Source organism: Brevundimonas sp. MYb52 (assembly GCF_002979535.1).
GTDB lineage: Bacteria > Pseudomonadota > Alphaproteobacteria > Caulobacterales > Caulobacteraceae > Brevundimonas.
In genome coordinates this window covers 162,568-178,689 of record NZ_PCPB01000006.1, presented here as the reverse complement: position 1 = coordinate 178,689, position 16,122 = coordinate 162,568, and the positions used below count along the sequence as shown (strand labels likewise).

General features: G+C 67.2%; 16 protein-coding genes. 6 read left to right on the top strand and 10 right to left on the bottom strand.

The window, feature by feature from the left end; translation table 11 throughout:
* Window positions 1-333: hypothetical protein (locus CQ039_RS16615; protein ID WP_105568005.1), on the top strand; the 333-nt coding region annotated here is incomplete at its 5' end.
* An 8-nt stretch (window positions 334-341) separates the two neighbouring features.
* On the opposite strand, the gene arfB is transcribed toward CQ039_RS16615, so the two are convergent.
* The 7 genes from arfB to CQ039_RS09330 form a co-directional block, all read right to left on the bottom strand.
* Window positions 342-743 carry an alternative ribosome rescue aminoacyl-tRNA hydrolase ArfB gene (gene arfB, locus CQ039_RS09360; RefSeq protein ID WP_105563121.1) on the bottom strand — a complete coding sequence of 134 codons (402 nt, stop codon included), beginning with the start codon at window positions 741-743 and terminating at the stop codon, window positions 342-344.
* Complete coding sequence (locus tag CQ039_RS09355) at window positions 740-1,198, bottom strand: YaiI/YqxD family protein (protein WP_105563122.1); 459 nt, start codon at window positions 1,196-1,198, stop codon at window positions 740-742. Before CQ039_RS09355 ends, arfB begins: the two co-directional genes overlap by 4 nt.
* A 244-nt stretch (window positions 1,199-1,442) precedes the next feature.
* A complete protein-coding gene (locus CQ039_RS09350; protein WP_105563123.1) occupies window positions 1,443-2,786 on the bottom strand; it encodes an amidohydrolase family protein in 1,344 nt (447 codons plus the stop codon).
* A 3-nt stretch (window positions 2,787-2,789) separates the two neighbouring features.
* Window positions 2,790-4,286: an amidohydrolase gene (locus CQ039_RS09345; protein ID WP_105563124.1), complete on the bottom strand. Its 1,497-nt coding sequence runs from the start codon at window positions 4,284-4,286 to the stop codon at window positions 2,790-2,792.
* 101 nt (window positions 4,287-4,387) lie between these two features.
* The gene (locus CQ039_RS09340; protein WP_105563232.1) at window positions 4,388-4,669 is read right to left on the bottom strand and encodes a DUF167 family protein; all 282 of its coding nucleotides are present in this window, start codon (window positions 4,667-4,669) and stop codon (window positions 4,388-4,390) included.
* A gap of 253 nt (window positions 4,670-4,922) precedes the next feature.
* Entirely contained in the window at window positions 4,923-5,852 is a 930-nt protein-coding gene (locus CQ039_RS09335; protein WP_105563125.1) for an electron transfer flavoprotein subunit alpha/FixB family protein, read from the bottom strand.
* On the bottom strand, window positions 5,853-6,617 hold the full coding sequence (locus tag CQ039_RS09330; protein ID WP_105563126.1) for an electron transfer flavoprotein subunit beta/FixA family protein: 765 nt from the start codon (window positions 6,615-6,617) through the stop codon (window positions 5,853-5,855).
* A gap of 124 nt (window positions 6,618-6,741) precedes the next feature.
* On the opposite strand from CQ039_RS09330, the gene CQ039_RS09325 reads away from it, so the two are divergent.
* A complete protein-coding gene (locus tag CQ039_RS09325; protein ID WP_105563233.1) occupies window positions 6,742-7,083 on the top strand; it encodes a hypothetical protein in 342 nt (113 codons plus the stop codon).
* Window positions 7,084-7,132: 49 nt separating this feature from the next.
* On the opposite strand, the gene CQ039_RS09320 is transcribed toward CQ039_RS09325, so the two are convergent.
* Both CQ039_RS09320 and CQ039_RS09315 read right to left on the bottom strand, forming a co-directional pair.
* On the bottom strand, window positions 7,133-8,254 hold the full coding sequence (locus CQ039_RS09320) for a hypothetical protein (protein ID WP_105563127.1): 1,122 nt from the start codon (window positions 8,252-8,254) through the stop codon (window positions 7,133-7,135).
* Between the two features lie 104 nt (window positions 8,255-8,358).
* On the bottom strand, window positions 8,359-10,551 hold the full coding sequence (locus CQ039_RS09315) for a TonB-dependent receptor domain-containing protein (protein WP_105563128.1): 2,193 nt from the start codon (window positions 10,549-10,551) through the stop codon (window positions 8,359-8,361).
* Between the two features lie 138 nt (window positions 10,552-10,689).
* Between CQ039_RS09315 and CQ039_RS09310 the strand changes: the two genes are divergently transcribed.
* Together CQ039_RS09310 and CQ039_RS09305 are read left to right on the top strand one after the other, a co-directional pair.
* A complete protein-coding gene (locus CQ039_RS09310) occupies window positions 10,690-10,893 on the top strand; it encodes a twin transmembrane helix small protein (RefSeq protein WP_105563129.1) in 204 nt (67 codons plus the stop codon).
* A gap of 22 nt (window positions 10,894-10,915) precedes the next feature.
* Window positions 10,916-11,488 carry a cob(I)yrinic acid a,c-diamide adenosyltransferase gene (locus CQ039_RS09305; RefSeq protein WP_105563130.1) on the top strand — a complete coding sequence of 191 codons (573 nt, stop codon included), beginning with the start codon at window positions 10,916-10,918 and terminating at the stop codon, window positions 11,486-11,488.
* Window positions 11,489-11,569: 81 nt separating this feature from the next.
* Here CQ039_RS09305 and ahcY read toward each other — a convergent pair whose 3' ends face one another.
* Complete coding sequence (ahcY, locus tag CQ039_RS09300; RefSeq protein WP_105563131.1) at window positions 11,570-12,961, bottom strand: adenosylhomocysteinase; 1,392 nt, start codon at window positions 12,959-12,961, stop codon at window positions 11,570-11,572.
* A 224-nt stretch (window positions 12,962-13,185) separates the two neighbouring features.
* On the opposite strand from ahcY, the gene CQ039_RS09295 reads away from it, so the two are divergent.
* Together CQ039_RS09295 and CQ039_RS09290 are read left to right on the top strand one after the other, a co-directional pair.
* Complete coding sequence (locus CQ039_RS09295) at window positions 13,186-14,667, top strand: globin-coupled sensor protein (protein ID WP_105563132.1); 1,482 nt, start codon at window positions 13,186-13,188, stop codon at window positions 14,665-14,667.
* Window positions 14,668-14,740: 73 nt separating this feature from the next.
* Window positions 14,741-16,081: an amidohydrolase family protein gene (locus CQ039_RS09290; RefSeq protein WP_199183569.1), complete on the top strand. Its 1,341-nt coding sequence runs from the start codon at window positions 14,741-14,743 to the stop codon at window positions 16,079-16,081.
* Window positions 16,082-16,122 lie beyond the last annotated feature (41 nt).

Genomic DNA, 16,122 nt, shown 5'->3' with positions numbered 1-16,122 from the left:
ATGTCCGGGGCCCCGGCCCCGACAACCGTGGCCCCGGACATCGCCCGATCGGAAACGGCGCTGCGTGCGGCCATCGGGTCTCTGACGTCCGACCCCATCGACTATTCGGCGTTCAGCGAGGACCTGGCGACGCAGATCCGCAGCAAGGCCAACGAGATCACGCCGCTGATCCGTCAGTTCGGGCCGCTGAAAAGCATCGAACATCGCGGCCAGCAGGACGGCGCCGACCTGTTCCGCGTGGTGTTCGAAAAACAGGCCACCGATTGGGTCATCGCCTTCAATGACGAGGATCAGATCGCGGCCCTGCTGTTCCGCCCCGCCAGCGGCGACTGAAGCCGGGATTAATCCAGCGAGGGCTTGCCGCGCCCGCTCTTGATGCTCGAACGGGTGGACTTGGCCTGCAGCCGTCGCTCCTTAGAGGCGCGCGTGGGGCGGGTCGGCACGCGATAGACCGGCTTGATCGAGGCCTCGGCCACCATCTCCTCTAGCCGGGCGATGGCGTCGGCCCGGTTGCGTTCCTGGGTGCGGAAACGGACGGCGGTGATCTGAATGACGCCGTCCAGGGTCAGGCGGCTGCCCGCCAGCTTCATCAACCGCGCCTTGACCGGTTCGGTCAGGCTGGGCGAGTTCTTGACGTCGAAGCGCATCTGCAAGGCGGTGGCCACCTTGTTGACGTTCTGCCCGCCCGGCCCGCCGGAACGGAAGAAGCGGAACTCCAGCTCATCCTCGGGAATGCGGCTCACGGGCTGACCTTCCGTGCACGGACGACCGCCGTGTCGAGGGCCTGAAGGAAGCGCGAGCGGTCGGCGTTGGAGAAGGGCGGCGGCCCGCTGGTGGCGACGCCGATGGAGCGCAGATGCTCGCCCACCATGCGCCCGGCCAGGGCCGAGCCGATGGAGTCCGAGGTAAAGGGCTGGCCGTTCGCCTTCAGCGCCTGGGCGCCCGATTTCAGGCAGCGGTCGGCCAGGGGAATGTCGGCGGTGACGACAATGTCGCCGGTCACGGCGCGCTCGGCGATCCAGTCGTCGGCCACGTCGGGTCCGGCGTCGACCACCACCTGCTCGATCAGCGGCTCGCGCGGGACATTGATCCAGGCGTTCGACACCACAAAGACCTTGAGCCCGTAGCGGCGGCCTACGCGATAGACCTCCTCCTTCACGGGGCAGGCGTCGGCGTCGATGTAGAGGGTGGTGGGCATACGAGCCTTATGACCCTTCTCCCCTTGCGGGAGAAGGCGCTCAAGTAGCCGAAGGCGTAGCGCTCCAAAAATCCTTCTCCCCTTGTGGGAGAAGGTGGCTCGCGCAGCGAGACGGATGAGGGGTCTCGCCTGCCCTCACTTCATGCTCAAAAAGAAAGCGCCGCGACCTTTCGATCGCGGCGCTGACACCCCTCATCCGAGCGCCTTCGGCGCCCACCTTCTCCCACAAGGGGAGAAGGGGATATTACTGCGGATAGGCCACCGGCATGGCCCCTTCGCCGCCGGTGCGGTAGCGGTCGCGCAGCAGCAGGTTGCGGGCCTGAAGCGGCTGCTCGACACCGTCGATGAAGACGGCCGAGGGCTGGCTCAGCGGCTCCAGCGGATCGCCGGACCAGACCACGACGTCGCCCGCCGCGCCCGGCTTCAGCTCGCCGAACTGGCCGTCGAAGCCGAAGATGCGGGCCGGGTTGACCGTGATCGCCTGGATGGCGGCCGCGAAGGGCAGGCCGTGCGAGACGGCGTTGCCGGCGTTGTAGCGGATGTCGCGGGCGCGGTGGGTCGAGCCCTCATTGCCCTTGATGGCGATGACCACGCCCGCCGCGTTCAGCGCCGCAGCGTTCTGCATCCGCGCCGCCCGCATCTCAAAATTGCCGGGCAGGTTGGTGATCGGGTGCAGCAGGACCGGGACCTTGGCCGCCGCGATCTCATTGGCCACCAACCAACCCTCGGCGGCCCCGTCGAGGATGACCTTGACGCCCTCCTCGCGGGCCAGACGCAGGACCTGCTGGATGTCCGAGGCGCGGTTGACGCTGACGATCAACGGCATCGTGCCATTGGCCACCGGGATCAGGGCTTCCAGGTCGGCGCGCGACAGCGACAGGTCGCGAAGCGCCGCGCGGTCATAGGCGGCCTTGTTGCGGGCATAGAGGCGGACCTCGGCCAGGGTCTCCTTGAACAGGACGAACTCGGCCCCGCGCGCGCCGCCGGCGACGCCCTTTCCGGCCTCGCCAAAGGGGGCGACCATGGCCACGCGCGGCTTCACCAGAATATCGGCGCCGCCCAGCTTGATGACCGCCGCCTGTCCTGCGAACAGGCCCGGCGACTGGAAGCCGCCATGGCCGGCCCCGGCGAAGTCGCTGTCGTCATGGCTGTGGCCGCCGCCCGAGCCCGCGTGCTGGGGCGTGACCACGGCGCGGGTGACGCCGCCGAGACGGGCGACCGGCAGGGTGAAGGACCAGGGGTCCAGACCATAAGACAGGTCGAAGGCCGCGCTCAGGGTGTTGGCGTTGTTCGACAGGTCGTTGGAGCCGCGCACCGAGCCGACTTCCGAACCGCCGAGGCCGGAGTCCACGGCGACGAAGCCCGGGGCCACGATCTGGCCGCGCGCGTCGACGGTGCGCAGGCCGGCCGGGGCCGCGCCGGCTCCGACCGAAACGACCTTGCCGTTACGGATGACCACCGTGCCGTTCTCGATCACCGAGGTTCCGGTCAGGACGCGGCCGCCGGTGATAGCGACGTCCTGGGCCGCTGCGGGGCCGACAAGAGCGAGGGCCGCGACTGCGCCCGCGAGGAAGGTTTGGATACGCATGGTTCAGCGAGCTCCCTGGGCGACGCCGGCGGCGGCCTGGCCGAAGCCGGGCTGACCCAGTTCGAAATCGGATACGGGCTGGAAGGCGGGGTTGGACCGGTCGAAGGCCAGACCGCCGTCGATGAAGACCTGATCGGCGCGGGCGTAGATCGAGAAGGGATCGGCGCTCCAGATCACCACGTCGGCGCGCTTGCCGGGCTCCAGCGAGCCGGTCTCCTTGTCGATGCCGATGGACTTGGCGGCATTGAGGGTGATCCAGCTGATGGCGTGTTCTTCGGAGATATTCATCCCGGCGCGGCGACCGGCCGACAGGGCGGCGGCGGCTTCCTGGTTGAGACGCTGGATCAGTTCGGCGTCGTCGGAGTGGATGACGGCGCAGGAACCCTCGGGCGCGTCGGTCAGGGCGGCGTTTTCCTCGATGCCGTCCAGGGCCTCCATCTTGAAGCCCCACCAGCCGGTCCACATGGCGGCGCAGACGCCTTCGCGGGCCAGCAGAGGCGCGATCTTGTAGGCCTCGACCGCGTGGTGGAAGGTGGTGACCTTGTAGCCAAACTCCTTGGCCACATCGAGCATGACCGCCATTTCGTCGGCGCGGTAGCAGTGGTTCTGGATCAGGATCGACCCGTCCAACACGCCCGCCAGGGTTTCCAACTGCAGGTTGCGGGTCGGGGGCGTGCCCTGACCGTCCTCGCGCCACTTGTCCCACTTGGCCTTGTAGTCGCGGGCCGCGATGAAGCCGGCGCGATAACCGGCGACATTGCCCATGCCGGTGGCCGGCGACTGGTTGCGGCCGCCATAGACGCGGCTGGGGTTCTCGCCGCAGGCCATCTTCAGGCCATAGGGAGCGCCTGGAAACTTCATGCCCTGCATGGTTACCGACGGCACGTTGCGCACGGTCACGCCGCGACCGCCGAACAGGTTGGCCGAGCCGGGCAGGATCTGGAGCGTCGTCACCCCGCCGGCGCGGGCGGTGTTGAAGCCCGGGTCCTGGGGCCAGATCGAGTGTTCAGCCCAGACCTGGGCCGTGTTCGGGTTGGTGGCCTCGTTGCCGTCGCTCATGCCCTGAACGCCGGGCGAGGGATAGACGCCGAGGTGGCTGTGAATGTCGATGACGCCGGGCGTAACGTAGCGGCCGCGCGCATCAACCACCTTGTGGCCCGCCGGGACGGGGGTGTCGGCGCCACCGACCGCAGCGATACGGCCATCGGTGACGATGACCACGCCGCCTTCGATCTTCTGGCCCGTGCCGGTCAGGACCGTGGCCCCGACCAGGGCCAGGTTTTCACGCGGTAGGCCGCGATAGGTCGAGGGATAGGGGTCAGTGTTGGCCCAGCCGTCCAGGCCGGGGGCCATGCTGCGGTCCTTGGACGCCGGAGCGGTCGAAACTGCCTCCGTCCTGGGCTTGGCGTCGCCGGTCGTGGCGCAGGCCGACAGGCTGAGGGCGCCGATCGCGCAGGTGAGGACAGCGAGGCTTGGGCCCCGCAGACGGTTAAGCAACATGAGCGAGACCCCCTCGCGCCCGCATACGGCGGGCAGACAATGGGACGGCATACAAAGGGGCTTCCACCGCGCCGTAAAGGGGAATTGTCAGACCATCTTGTTCAGTGGGGGGACAAGCGGTCGCGGACCTCGGCGTCGCTGAGGCCCTCGACCTCGATCATCTTCAGTCGCGACTGGCCGCCGCGCGCCAGGGTCACGTCGCGCTTGGGAACATTCAGAGCCTTGGCCAAGAAGGCGGTCAGGGCGGCGTTGGCCTCGCCCTCGACAGGTTGTGCGCGGACGCGGACCTTGAGCACCGGGCGACCGTCGGGGTCCACGTCCCAGCCGTCGATGCGATCGGCGACGGCGCGGGGCGTCAGCTTGATGGCGAGGCGGGCGGTCATAGACTTGGTCTGACCCATTCGGCCTATCCGGCCAACCCCTTTGCCGTCATCCCGGACGAAGGCTCGCCCGCGAGCCGAAGATCCGGGACCCAGGCGGTGGAGCCTTGCCTGGCGATGTCAGTTTTGTAGCCAGAGTCTGGGTCCCGGATAAGCCCTACGGGCTTTCCGGGATGACGGCAGTAGGAGGACGCAAAAGAAAACGCGCCGGACGATCCCTCGCCCGGCGCGCTTCATGTTCAGCCTGTGAAACCGATCAGCCCAAGGCGGCCATCAGCTCCGGCACGGCGGTCTTGTAGTCGGCGACCAGGCCGTAGTCGGCGATCTGGAAGATCGGGGCGTCGGCATCCTTGTTGATGGCGACGATGACCTTGGAGTCCTTCATGCCGGCCAGGTGCTGGATGGCGCCCGAGATACCGATGGCGATGTAGAGGGCCGGGGCCACGACCTTGCCGGTCTGGCCGACCTGATAGTCGTTGGGGGCGTAGCCCGCATCGACCGCCGCGCGCGAGGCGCCGATGGCGGCGCCCAGCTTGTCGGCCAGGGGCTCCATGACGGCGTGGAACTCTTCGGCCGAGCCGAGGGCGCGACCGCCCGAGACGATGATCTTGGCGGCGCCCAGTTCGGGGCGGTCCGACTTGACCATTTCCTCGGAGACGAAGGCGGTCTTGGGCGCTTCACCGGCGGCGACGCTCTCGACCGAGGCCGAGCCGCCTTCAGCGGCGGCGACGAAGGCCGTCGGACGCACGGTGATGACCTTCTTGGCGTCGGCCGACTGGACGGTTTCCAGGGCGTTGCCGGCGTAGATCGGGCGCACGAAGGTATCGGCCGAGACGACCTCGACGATGTCCGAGATCGGCGCCGTGTCCAGCTTGGCGGCGATGCGCGGGGCGAAGTTCTTGCCGTCGGTGTTGGCCGGGGTCAGGATGGCGTCGTAGCCAGCGGCCAGCGGCAGGACGGTGGCCTCGACGGCCTCGGCCAGACCGTGAGCGACGGCGTCGCCTTCGGCCAGCAGGACCTTGCGCACGCCCGCGATCTTGGCGGCGGCGTCAGCCACGGCCTTGGCGCCTTTGCCGAGGACCAGAACGTCCACGTCCGACGACAGGGCCAGAGCCGCCGTCACGGTCTTGTGGGTGGTGTCACGAACAACCGAGCCGTCGTGGTCGGCGATGACGAGAACGGCCATTTACAGGACCCCCGCGGACTTGAGCTTGGAAACCAGTTCGGCCGCGTCGGCGACCTTGACGCCCGCCGAACGCTTCGGCGGCTCCGTCACCTTGAGAACCTTGAGACGGTCCGCGACATCGACGCCATAGTCGGCGACCGCCTTCATGGCGATCTCCTTCTTCTTGGCCTTCATGATGTTGGGCAGCGACGCATAGCGCGGCGTGTTCAGACGCAGGTCGACCGAGACCACGGCGGGCAGGGTCGCCGCCACGGTTTGCAGACCGCCGTCGACTTCACGCGTCACCACGGCCTTGCCGCCGTCGATGACCAGCTTGCCGGCGAAGGTGGCTTGCGGCCAGTCCAGCAGGGCGGCCAGCATCTGACCCACGGCGTTGTTGTCGCCGTCGATCGACTGCTTGCCCAGCAGGACCAGGTCCGGCTTCTCTTCGTCCACGACCGCCTTCAGCAGCTTGGCGACGGCCAGCGGCTCCAGATCGGCGTCCGACTGCACCAGAATGCCGCGATCGGCGCCCATGGCCAGGGCCGTGCGGAGGGTTTCCTGGGCCTGGGTCACGCCGATGGAGACGACGACGATTTCCGTCGCCGTGCCGGCGGCGTGGTGTTCCTTGCCCTCTTTCAGACGAACGGCCTCTTCGACGGCGATCTCGTCGAAGGGGTTCATGCTCATCTTGACGTTGGCCAGATCCACGCCGGTCTGGTCCGCTTTCACGCGGGCCTTGACGTTGCTGTCGATCACCCGTTTCACCGGGACGAGTACCTTCATGAGCCTATCCACTTGGTCATCGAAATATGGCCCGAGGGATTGGACCGACGAAACCGGCCTGTCAACGTAACGCTACGTGAACTGCGGTCGTGTCGCGGGCGCATTTTTCATCTATGAGACCTGCATGAAACGCTTTCTGACGATCCGCCGCCTCAGCGTCCTGTTCTTCGGCATCTTCGGCCTGATGATCGCGGGCGTCTTCGTGTTCCAGCGCTACTGGATGGAGCCGGGCGAGCGCTGCGAGGCCGAGGGCAAGTGGTACGACATGGAAAGCCGCACCTGCGCCCAGCCCATTTCCATCGCCGAAATCACCGGCCGCCCCATCGGCGTGACCCGCGCCCAGGCCTCGGCCGAGAAGAACAAGGAGTTGGTCGAGATCGAGGATCAGCTGAACGCCGAGAAGCGCGCCCGCGCCGCGGCGACCGAGGCGGAACGCGCACGGGTCGCCGCCTTGCAGCAACGATAAGGGGCTTCCTCCCCTCCCCCTTGAACAGCGAGGGGTGGGGACGAAGGTCTCAGGCCGCGTCGCGCGGGTCGTAGGCGTCGGTTTCGCGCCCCATAAGACCCGTTTCGAAATCCATGAAAATGTCGATCAGTTCGTCGACGCCGACCGGCGGCGCCTTGGGACCGAACCGGAAGCGCCAGAAGCTGACGATGTGCTGCACCGCGCCCAACTGGTCGCCCAGCCGCGCGAACAGGGCCGGCGCCTCCAGCAGAAAGTCGCGGAAAGCCAGGGGTTTGCCGTCGCGCGTCAGCCCGGCATAGGCGTCGTCGTAATAGCGCAGGGTGCGGCTGACCTCGTCGCAAGTCTTCATGATCCGCCCGCGCAGGACGGAGCGGCCGCGGTCGATATATTCCTTGGCGGCGCGATCGCTGGGACCGACAGGTTTGACCGAGCCCACCTCGTCGGCGACCACCACGATGTCGTTCATCAGGCTGGCCAGGGCCCACTTGTAATAGAGGAAGCCCTTCCAGCAGAAGACGCCCTCCTGATACTGCTCCGGCTCCAGCCGCAGGGTGGCGCGCAGGGCCTCAAGCCGGTCGCCCGGCGCATTGGACAGGATCTTGGTGGCCATGCGCGCGGTCGAGCCGACCGCCGCCACGTCGCCGCCCATGCTGAGCGTGACCAGGGGCTCGATTTCGCTCTGGACGAAGGTCAGCATCTTCTCGAGGTCGGCTTCGCTGAGGGCGAAATAGCAGGGGGCCGCATCGACCTCGCCGCGCCGCAGTTGCTCACGCAGCAAAAACGGGTCCAGCGACGGCAGTTGGTCCATCAGCCGCAGGGTCTTCAGGTCGGGATGATCGGGGGCGATGCCGAACGCCTCCTGCATGGCGCGCTCGAAACCGATCTGATTGACGAAGACGAAGCGTCCGCCGGTCTTCAGGTCGGTGCTGTCGATCGGCACCACCACCTTGGTCGCCACCTGGCGGCGCCCCGGGAAGGAGTCCGTTTCGTTGCGCCGCAGCCGATGCTTGATGATCAGCGAAGTGTTCAGCGCCGGCGTGCGGAACATGGGGCGATCATGCCAGTCGTCGGTCTCGCCATGCTCGTCATAGACCTTGAGCAGATTCAGCACCCGCGCGGTCGAGGCGCTGCGACGCAGGTGTTCCAGATTTCGAACGGCGCGATCAGTCATGACGGCGAGCTTGCCCGCAAAACATGACTAACGGCTTAGCTGACAAAGAAAGAGGGCCGCCTCTACGGAGACGGCCCTGTTCAGCTTGGGGAAAAAGAGGCGGATCAGAAGGTGGTCGTCACCGACAGCCAGAGACGACGCGGCTCCTGATTGTTGGCGTAGAGGTTGGTGTAGGCGATCGCCCCCGTGTTCACATTGCTGACGTAGGAGCCGTAGGAGACGAAGTCCTTGTCGAACAGGTTGTAGATCGCGCCGTTGATCGTGACGGCGTCATTGACCTTGTACGACCCGCCCAGGTGGAAGACCTCATAGGCCTTGTAGTCGCCCCAGGTGGCCTTGGCGCGGCTGGCGGCGCTGTCCTCGCTGCGATAGCGCTCGCTGCGATACTCGCCGCGCAGCCACAGGTTCAGACGGTCCGTAGCATTCCAGCGCAGGGCGCTGTTGAGGATGTGCTTGGGCGTGTCCGACAGCGGCAGGCCAGCGTCGTCGCCGCTTTTGATCTCGGTGTCGGTGTAGGTGTAGTTGCCGGTCAGGCTCCAGGCCTCGGCCAGGTTCCAGCGGAACGAGGCCTCAAAGCCCTGGGTCTCGGCCTCGTCGATGTTGACCGTCTGCGAGAAGGTTTCGACATTGGGCCAGAAGCCGTAGTCGGCGCAGTTGGGCAGGGCCTGCTGGCCGGCGGCGTATTCTTCAGGCGTCAGGCCGAACGAGCAGTTGTTCAGCGGCTGACCGCTGGCGATCTTGTCGTCGAAGCTGTTGTGGAACAGCGTCAGGCTGGCGCGGAAATTGTCCTGGTTGTCGTAGAAGGCGGCGAACTCGGTCGAGGTCGAGGTTTCCGGCTGCAGCGTCGGCGTGCCGATGGTCGGGCGCGTGCCCTGGCCGGTGAAGCCGGTGATGCCCGGCGCGATCTGATCCAGACGCGGGGTCTTGAAGCCCTGGCTGACGCCGCCCTTCAGGGTCCACTGAGGCGTGGCGTTCCACACCAGATAGGCGCGGGGGCTGATGTGGTCGCCGAAGATGTTGTGTTCGTCGTAACGGGCGCCCAGGGTCAGGGCCAGGGTGTCGGTGAAGCGCCACTCGTCCTCGGCGAACAGGGCCCATTGCTGGTGCTCGTAGGGGGCCGGGGCGACCCCGTCGACCATCTCGGCGTCCCAGTACTGGCCGCCGACGGTGAAGGTGTGGTTCTTCCAGCGCGAGAAGAGCTTGGTGTCGAAGACGGTGTTGGTCGCCGTCAGGGTGCGCGGGTCGCCAGCCATGCCGCCACCGGGCACGTTGGACGGCAGGATGCGGCCCAGGGTCTCGCGCTCATTGCGCGACAGGCTGGACTGCAGTTCGCCGAAGCCGAGGCGCCAGTTGTGCGACAACACCAGCTCTTCCTGATTGAACTCCATCTCCGGGCCGTAGCCCGAGGTCCCCAGCGTGCCGAGTTGGGCCGCCGAGTTGTCGTACCACTGACGCGTGACGTCATAGTCCAGCATCAGGTCGTGGTCGGCGTGGGGTGTCAGCGTCAGACGACCGCCCAGCGACCAGATCTCGTTCTCGACCGGCGAGGGACCGCGCTTGGACACGCCGACTTCCGTCCCGGCGTCGTTGTCATAGGTCAGGTCGGAGGCGTCGCGGGTCTGATAGCGGCCGCGCACGGCCATGCCGAGCAGGTCCTTCACCAGCGGCCCTGTGGCGTAGAAGTCGCCGCCGTGCATGTTGCCGAAGCTGGAGTCTTCCTGAAGCGTGGCGTTGGCGCTGAAGGCGCCGCTCCAGACGTCGCCGACCTTGCGGGTGATGATGTTGACCACGCCGCCCATGGCGTCAGAGCCATAGAGGGTCGAGACCGGGCCGCGCACGACCTCGATGCGCTCGATGGCCGACATCGGCGGGATGAAGCTGGTCGTGGTCTCGCCGAAGCCGTTGGGGGTGATCGAACCGGCGGCGTTCTGGCGACGGCCGTCAATCAGGATCAGGGTGTAGTCCGACGGCATGCCGCGGATGGAGATGTTCAGGCCGCCTGTCTTGCCCGCCGAGGCGCCGACATCAACGCCCTCGATGTTGGCCAGGGCTTCAGCCAGGCTCTGATGGCGTTCGCTTTCCAGTTGCTGACGCGTCAGGACGCTGATCGAGGCCGGGGCCTGGGTGATGCGCTGCTCGAAGCCCGCGGCGGTGACGACGACGTCGGCGACCTGGGTCGTGGTCTGGGTCTGGTCGATGACGACCTCTTCCGCCATCGCGGCCTGACCCGTAGCGAGGACGGCCAGCGCAGAGGCGGCCAGAAGGGTCGAACGACGAGAAGCGGTGAAGGAAGACATGAATGGCCCCGGTTGATTTGCGAGCGCCTCTCAACAGCAATGATGAGGGCGTGACAACCGGGGTGTGCGAATAGGTCGCAATTGCGTCCTAGCGTCACGGCGCTGGCGCGGCCCGAGCGGCAGGCCTAGAAGGCGGACATGGAAATCTTCGACATCCTGATCCTCGTCGCCATCGCGGCCGTGACCATCACCCTCGGTTTCGGGGTCTATACCCTGTATCGCGGCGGCGACTTCGCCCGCACCAACTCGAACAAGCTGATGCGCCTGCGCGTCGTGCTTCAGGCCGTGGCAGTGCTGCTGCTGATGGGCGGGTTGTGGTGGAAATCCACGCACGGCGGCTGATGGATAACCAGGGGACAGGCTGATGGTCACGCTGAACAAGATCTACACCCGCACCGGCGACGGCGGGAAAACCCGACTGGCCTCGGGCGCGCCCGTGTCCAAGACCGACCTTCGGGTCGAGGCCTATGGGACAGTGGACGAACTGAACGCCGTCCTCGGCGTGGCCCGCCTGAACAGCGGCCAGAACGACCGCATCGACGCCATGCTGGGCCGCATCCAGAACGAGCTGTTCGATCTCGGCGCCGACCTGGCCACGCCGCTGGAGCCGGCCCCCAAGTGGGAGGCCCTGCGCATCATCGCCTCTCAGGTCGAGCGGCTGGAAAGCGAAATCGACTGGATGAACGAGAGCCTGAAGCCGCTGGACAGCTTCATCCTGTCGGGCGGCTCGCCCTTGTCGGCCCATCTGCACCTGGCGCGCACCGTCTGTCGCCGGGCCGAGCGCGACGCCATTCGTCTGATGGAATCGGGTGAGCCCGTGAACGCCGATGCGGTCCGCTATCTGAACCGTCTGTCGGACCACCTGTTCGTCGCCGCCCGTCGCGCCAACGCCAACGGCGCCGCCGACATCCTGTGGAAGCCCGGCGCCACGCGCTGACGCCCAGAGCGCAGAACGGCCCAAGAAAAACCCCGCGCCGGCGACGGCGCGGGGTTTCTGCATTCAGACCTTGAGCCGGTCTTAGTAGCGGTAGTGTTCCGGCTTGAACGGACCCTCGGTCGGGACCGAGATGTAGTCGGCCTGTTCCTGGGTCAGGGTGGTCAGCTTGGCGCCCAGCTTGGCCAGGTGGAGGAAGGCGACCTTCTCATCCAGGTGCTTGGGCAGGGTATAGACCTGGTTCTGGTAGGACTTGGCGTTGGTCCACAGTTCGATCTGGGCCAGGGTCTGGTTGGTGAAGGACGCCGACATCACGAAGGACGGGTGGCCCGTGGCGTTGCCCAGGTTCACCAGACGGCCTTCCGACAGCAGGATGATCTTCTTGCCGTCTGGGAACTCGATGTGGTGAACCTGCGGCTTGATCTCGTCCCACTTGAAGTTCTTCAGGCCGGCGACCTGAATTTCCGAGTCGAAGTGACCGATGTTGCAGACGATGGCGTTGTTGCGCATGGCGCGCATGTGCTCGACGCGGATGACGTCCTTGTTGCCCGTCGTGGTGACGAAGATGTCGGCCTTGTCGGCGACGTCTTCCAGGGTCTGGACCTCATAGCCTTCCATGGCGGCCTGCAGGGCGCAGATCGGGTCGATTTCGGTGACGATCACGCGGGCGCCGCCGTTGCGCAAGCTGGCGGCCGAGCCCTTGCCCACGTCGCCGTAGCCGCAGACCACAGCCACCTTGCCCGACAGCATGACGTCGGTGCCGCGACGGATGGCGTCGACCAGGCTCTCACGGCAGCCATAGAGGTTGTCGAACTTGGACTTGGTGACGCTGTCGTTGACGTTGATCGCCGGGAAGGGCAGTTCGCCGCGCTCGGCCATCTGATACAGGCGGTGGACGCCCGTGGTCGTCTCTTCCGACACGCCGCCGATGGCGTCGCGGATGGCCGAGTAGAAGCCGGGCTTCTCGGCGATGTAGCGTTTCATGACCGAGAAGAGGGCTTCTTCTTCCTCGTTCTGCGGGTTCGACAGGACCGAGATGTCCTTCTCGGCCTTCGGGCCAAGCACGCACAGCAGGGTGGCGTCGCCGCCGTCGTCGAGGATCAGGTTCGGATAGCCGCCGTCGGCCCATTCGAAGATCTTGTGGGCGTAGTCCCAGTATTCCACCAGGGTCTCGCCCTTGGTGGCGAAGACCGGGGTGCCGGCGGCGGCGATGGCGGCGGCGGCGTGGTCCTGGGTCGAGAAGATGTTGCACGAGGCCCAGCGCACTTCGGCGCCCAGGGCTTCCAGGGTCTGGATCAGAACCGCCGTCTGAATGGTCATGTGCAGGCTGCCGGCGATGCGGGCGCCCTTCAGCGGCTTGGCGGCGCCAAATTCTTCGCGCAGAGCCATCAGGCCCGGCATTTCGGTTTCGGCGATAGCGATTTCCTTGTTGCCGAAATCGGCCAGGGAAATGTCGCGAACGATGTAGTCGGTCATGAAGGGGCTCTCGCGGCGAGGATTTTCAAGGCGCCGCTATAGCGCGCCCGGCGCGTCGGGGCAATCAAGCCATAAGGATGTCTTTATATGACCGCCGCCGCGACACGAACCGTCGCGCTTACGTGTTTCTACGCAAACCCCTCTTAAGAGGCGCAATACCCCTAAGGTTCAAAGGGATAAGCAGGCGCGCTCCCCTGCGCCGGCGTAGGTAGCGAGACGACATCATGGCGGGCGAAAACATCGGCCACCGCATGGGCTTCATGGGCCTGGGACAGGCCTCCAGCGGTTATCGCGCCATGGGGCCGCTGCTGCGCCGCGAGACGCCCCTGGCCCTGGCCGCCTTCTATGACCGGGTGCGGGCCGAGCCGACGACCCGCCGCTTCTTCCGCGAAGAGGCCCATATCGCCGCCGCCAGCAAGGCCCAGGAGCGCCACTGGGACGCCATCATCGACGGCCGCGCCGACGAGGACTACGCCAAGTCCGTGCGCACCATCGGCCATGTCCACGCCCGCATCGGCCTGGAGCCGCGCTGGTACATCGGCGGCTACAGCGTCATCCTGGCCCATCTGACCCGCGCCATCGCCCAGCGCCCCCGGAAGTTCTGGGCCAACAGGCGCGAGCACGACCGCGTCACCGCCGAGGCCGTCGCCGAACTGACCCAGAGGGTCATGCTGGACATGGACCTGGCCATCTCCATCTACCTCGACGTCCTGCAGGAACAGCGCGACAAGGTTCAGGCCGCCCATGACGAGGCCGAGGCGCGTCAGACCGAGGTGGTCCGCGCCCTGGGCGCCGCCCTGCACGACCTGGCTGAGAACGACCTGTCGACCACCATCCCCGGCGTCTTCCCCGAACAGTATCGCAGCCTGCAGAACGACTTCCACGCCGCCACCCGCGCCCTGCGCACCGCCGTCCGCGCCGTGTCCGACAGCGTGCAGAGCCTGAGCGCCGGCTCGAACCAGTTGGCCACCGCCTCGGAAGACCTGGCCAGCCGCACCGAGCGTCAGGCCGCCAATCTGGAGCGCACCGTCAACGAGGCCGACGCCATCGCCCGCGCCGTGGCCTCGACCGCCGACAACGCCCGCCAGACCGCCGAGGCCCTGGCCGCCGCCCGCGTCGATGTCGAGGCCAGCAGCCAGGTGGTCGGCGAGGCGGTCAACGCCATCCACGCCATCGCCGAGTCCTCGACCGGCATAGCCCGCTTCACCAGCCTGATCGACGAGATCGCCTTCCAGACCAACCTTCTGGCCCTGAACGCCGGGGTCGAGGCGGCGCGCGCCGGCGACGCCGGTCGCGGCTTCGCCGTCGTGGCCCAGGAAGTGCGCGCCCTGGCGCAGCGCTCGTCCGAGGCCTCGGGCGAGATCCGCACCCTGATCTCGACCTCCTCGGCCCAGGTGGCGCGCGGCGTCGATCTGGTCGAGCGCACCGGCGAGGCGCTGGAGCGGATCGGCGGCCGGGTGGTGGCCATCGACGGCCTGGCGAGCGGCATCGCCGGCTCGGCCCAGGACCAGGCCGAGGGTCTGGCCCGCGTCCGCCGCACCATGGGCGAGATGGACGACATCACCCAGCAGAACGCGGCCATGACCGAAGAAGCCACCGCCGCCGCCCGCCAACTGGCCAACGAGGCCGTCAGCCTGAACCAGCAGGTCGGCCGCTTCCGTCTGGATCGCGGCCCCGCCGCCCCGCATCTGCGCGCGGTGGGCTGAGCCCGCTTTAGGCACTGGCGTCCAGCCCCGGACGCGGCTTAACTCCCCCCAGTTCGAAGGGGGAGTTTCGACCATGAAGACCATGCTGACCGGCGCCGTCTGCGCCGTTGCGCTCGCCACAACCCTGGCGGCGGCCCTGCCCGCCAGGGCGCAGACCGCCGCGCCCGAGACGGGCGCCGTGACCCTGATCCAGGCCGGCCGGCTGCTGGATCACCCCGGCCGGGCGCCGCGCGGGCCTTCGACGCTGGTGGTGCGCGACGGCAAGGTGGTCGAGATCCGCGACGGCTTCATCGACGCCTCCGCCTTCCCCGGCGCCGCCGTGGTGAATCAGCGCGACCGCTTCGTCCTGCCCGGCCTGATCGACAGCCATGTGCATCTGGTCTCGGACCTGGCCGGTCAGGCCTGGCTGGTGTCGTCTGTGACCGAGAGCCTGCCGGCCCAGTCCTATCATGCAGCGGACAACGCCCGAAAAACCCTGATGGCGGGCTTCACCACGGTCAGGAACCTCGGCGACGACGGCGGCGTGACCCTGGCGCTCCGCGACGCGACCGCCGAACATCGCCTGCCCGGTCCACGCATCCTGGACGCCGGGACCAGCATCTCGGCCACCTCGGGTCACATGGACGGGAGGCTGGGCTTCAACGACGACTTCCGCGCCCACATGGCCCACGACAATGTCTGCAACGGCGTGGACAGTTGTCGTGAAGCGGTGCGGCTTCAGGTCGGGCGCGGCGTCGACGTCATCAAGATCGCCACTACCGGCGGGGTCAACAGCCGCATCGGCGCCGGTGTCGGCGCCCAGATGTTCGAGGACGAGGCCAAGGCCCTGATCGACACGGCCCACCTCTATGGCAAGAAGGTCGCGGTTCACGCTCACGGGGCCGACGGCATCGATCTGGCCCTGCGGATGGGCGCGGATTCCATCGAGCACGGCACCCTGTTCGACGACGAGACCATCCGGCTGTTCCAGCGGTCCGGCGCGTTCTACGTCCCGACCCTGTCGACGGTGAACGGCTATATCGAGCGTCTGGCCGCCGACCCCGAAGCCTATCCGCCCGACGTCCTGACCAAGGTGCGCTGGCGCATCGAGATCACCGGCCAGTCGCTGCAACGCGCCGTTCCCGCCGGCGTGCGCATCGCCTTCGGCACCGATGCGGGCGTGTCCAAGCACGGCCGCAACGCCGATGAGTTCGAACTGATGGTCAAGTACGGCATGACCCCGGCGACCGCCATCGAGGCCGCCACGGTCAACGCCGCCGACCTGTTGGGCGTATCGGATGAAGTCGGCACGCTGGAGCCCGGCAAGCGCGCCGACATCATCGCCGTGGCGGGCGATCCGCTGACCGACGTGACCACGCTGAAGACCGTGGCCTTCGTCATGCGCGACGGTCGGATTTACAAGGACGAGCGCTAAGCCAAATGAATGCGGCGCGGCCCTCGACGGGCCGCACCGCC

Bases quoted from the DNA above. Each gene is read 5' to 3' on its own strand.
- CQ039_RS09355 (WP_105563122.1), bottom strand. From the start codon at position 1,198: ATGCCCACCACCCTCTACATCGACGCCGACGCCTGCCCCGTGAAGGAG.
- CQ039_RS09350 (WP_105563123.1), bottom strand. From the start codon at position 2,786: ATGCGTATCCAAACCTTCCTCGCGGGCGCAGTCGCGGCCCTCGCTCTT.
- CQ039_RS09345 (WP_105563124.1), bottom strand. From the start codon at position 4,286: ATGTTGCTTAACCGTCTGCGGGGCCCAAGCCTCGCTGTCCTCACCTGC.
- CQ039_RS09340 (WP_105563232.1), bottom strand. From the start codon at position 4,669: ATGACCGCCCGCCTCGCCATCAAGCTGACGCCCCGCGCCGTCGCCGAT.
- CQ039_RS09335 (WP_105563125.1), bottom strand. From the start codon at position 5,852: ATGGCCGTTCTCGTCATCGCCGACCACGACGGCTCGGTTGTTCGTGAC.
- CQ039_RS09330 (WP_105563126.1), bottom strand. From the start codon at position 6,617: ATGAAGGTACTCGTCCCGGTGAAACGGGTGATCGACAGCAACGTCAAG.
- CQ039_RS09325 (WP_105563233.1), top strand. From the start codon at position 6,742: ATGAAACGCTTTCTGACGATCCGCCGCCTCAGCGTCCTGTTCTTCGGC.
- CQ039_RS09320 (WP_105563127.1), bottom strand. From the start codon at position 8,254: ATGACTGATCGCGCCGTTCGAAATCTGGAACACCTGCGTCGCAGCGCC.
- CQ039_RS09315 (WP_105563128.1), bottom strand. From the start codon at position 10,551: ATGTCTTCCTTCACCGCTTCTCGTCGTTCGACCCTTCTGGCCGCCTCT.
- CQ039_RS09310 (WP_105563129.1), top strand. From the start codon at position 10,690: ATGGAAATCTTCGACATCCTGATCCTCGTCGCCATCGCGGCCGTGACC.
- CQ039_RS09305 (WP_105563130.1), top strand. From the start codon at position 10,916: ATGGTCACGCTGAACAAGATCTACACCCGCACCGGCGACGGCGGGAAA.
- ahcY (WP_105563131.1), bottom strand. From the start codon at position 12,961: ATGACCGACTACATCGTTCGCGACATTTCCCTGGCCGATTTCGGCAAC.
- CQ039_RS09295 (WP_105563132.1), top strand. From the start codon at position 13,186: ATGGCGGGCGAAAACATCGGCCACCGCATGGGCTTCATGGGCCTGGGA.
- CQ039_RS09290 (WP_199183569.1), top strand. From the start codon at position 14,741: ATGAAGACCATGCTGACCGGCGCCGTCTGCGCCGTTGCGCTCGCCACA.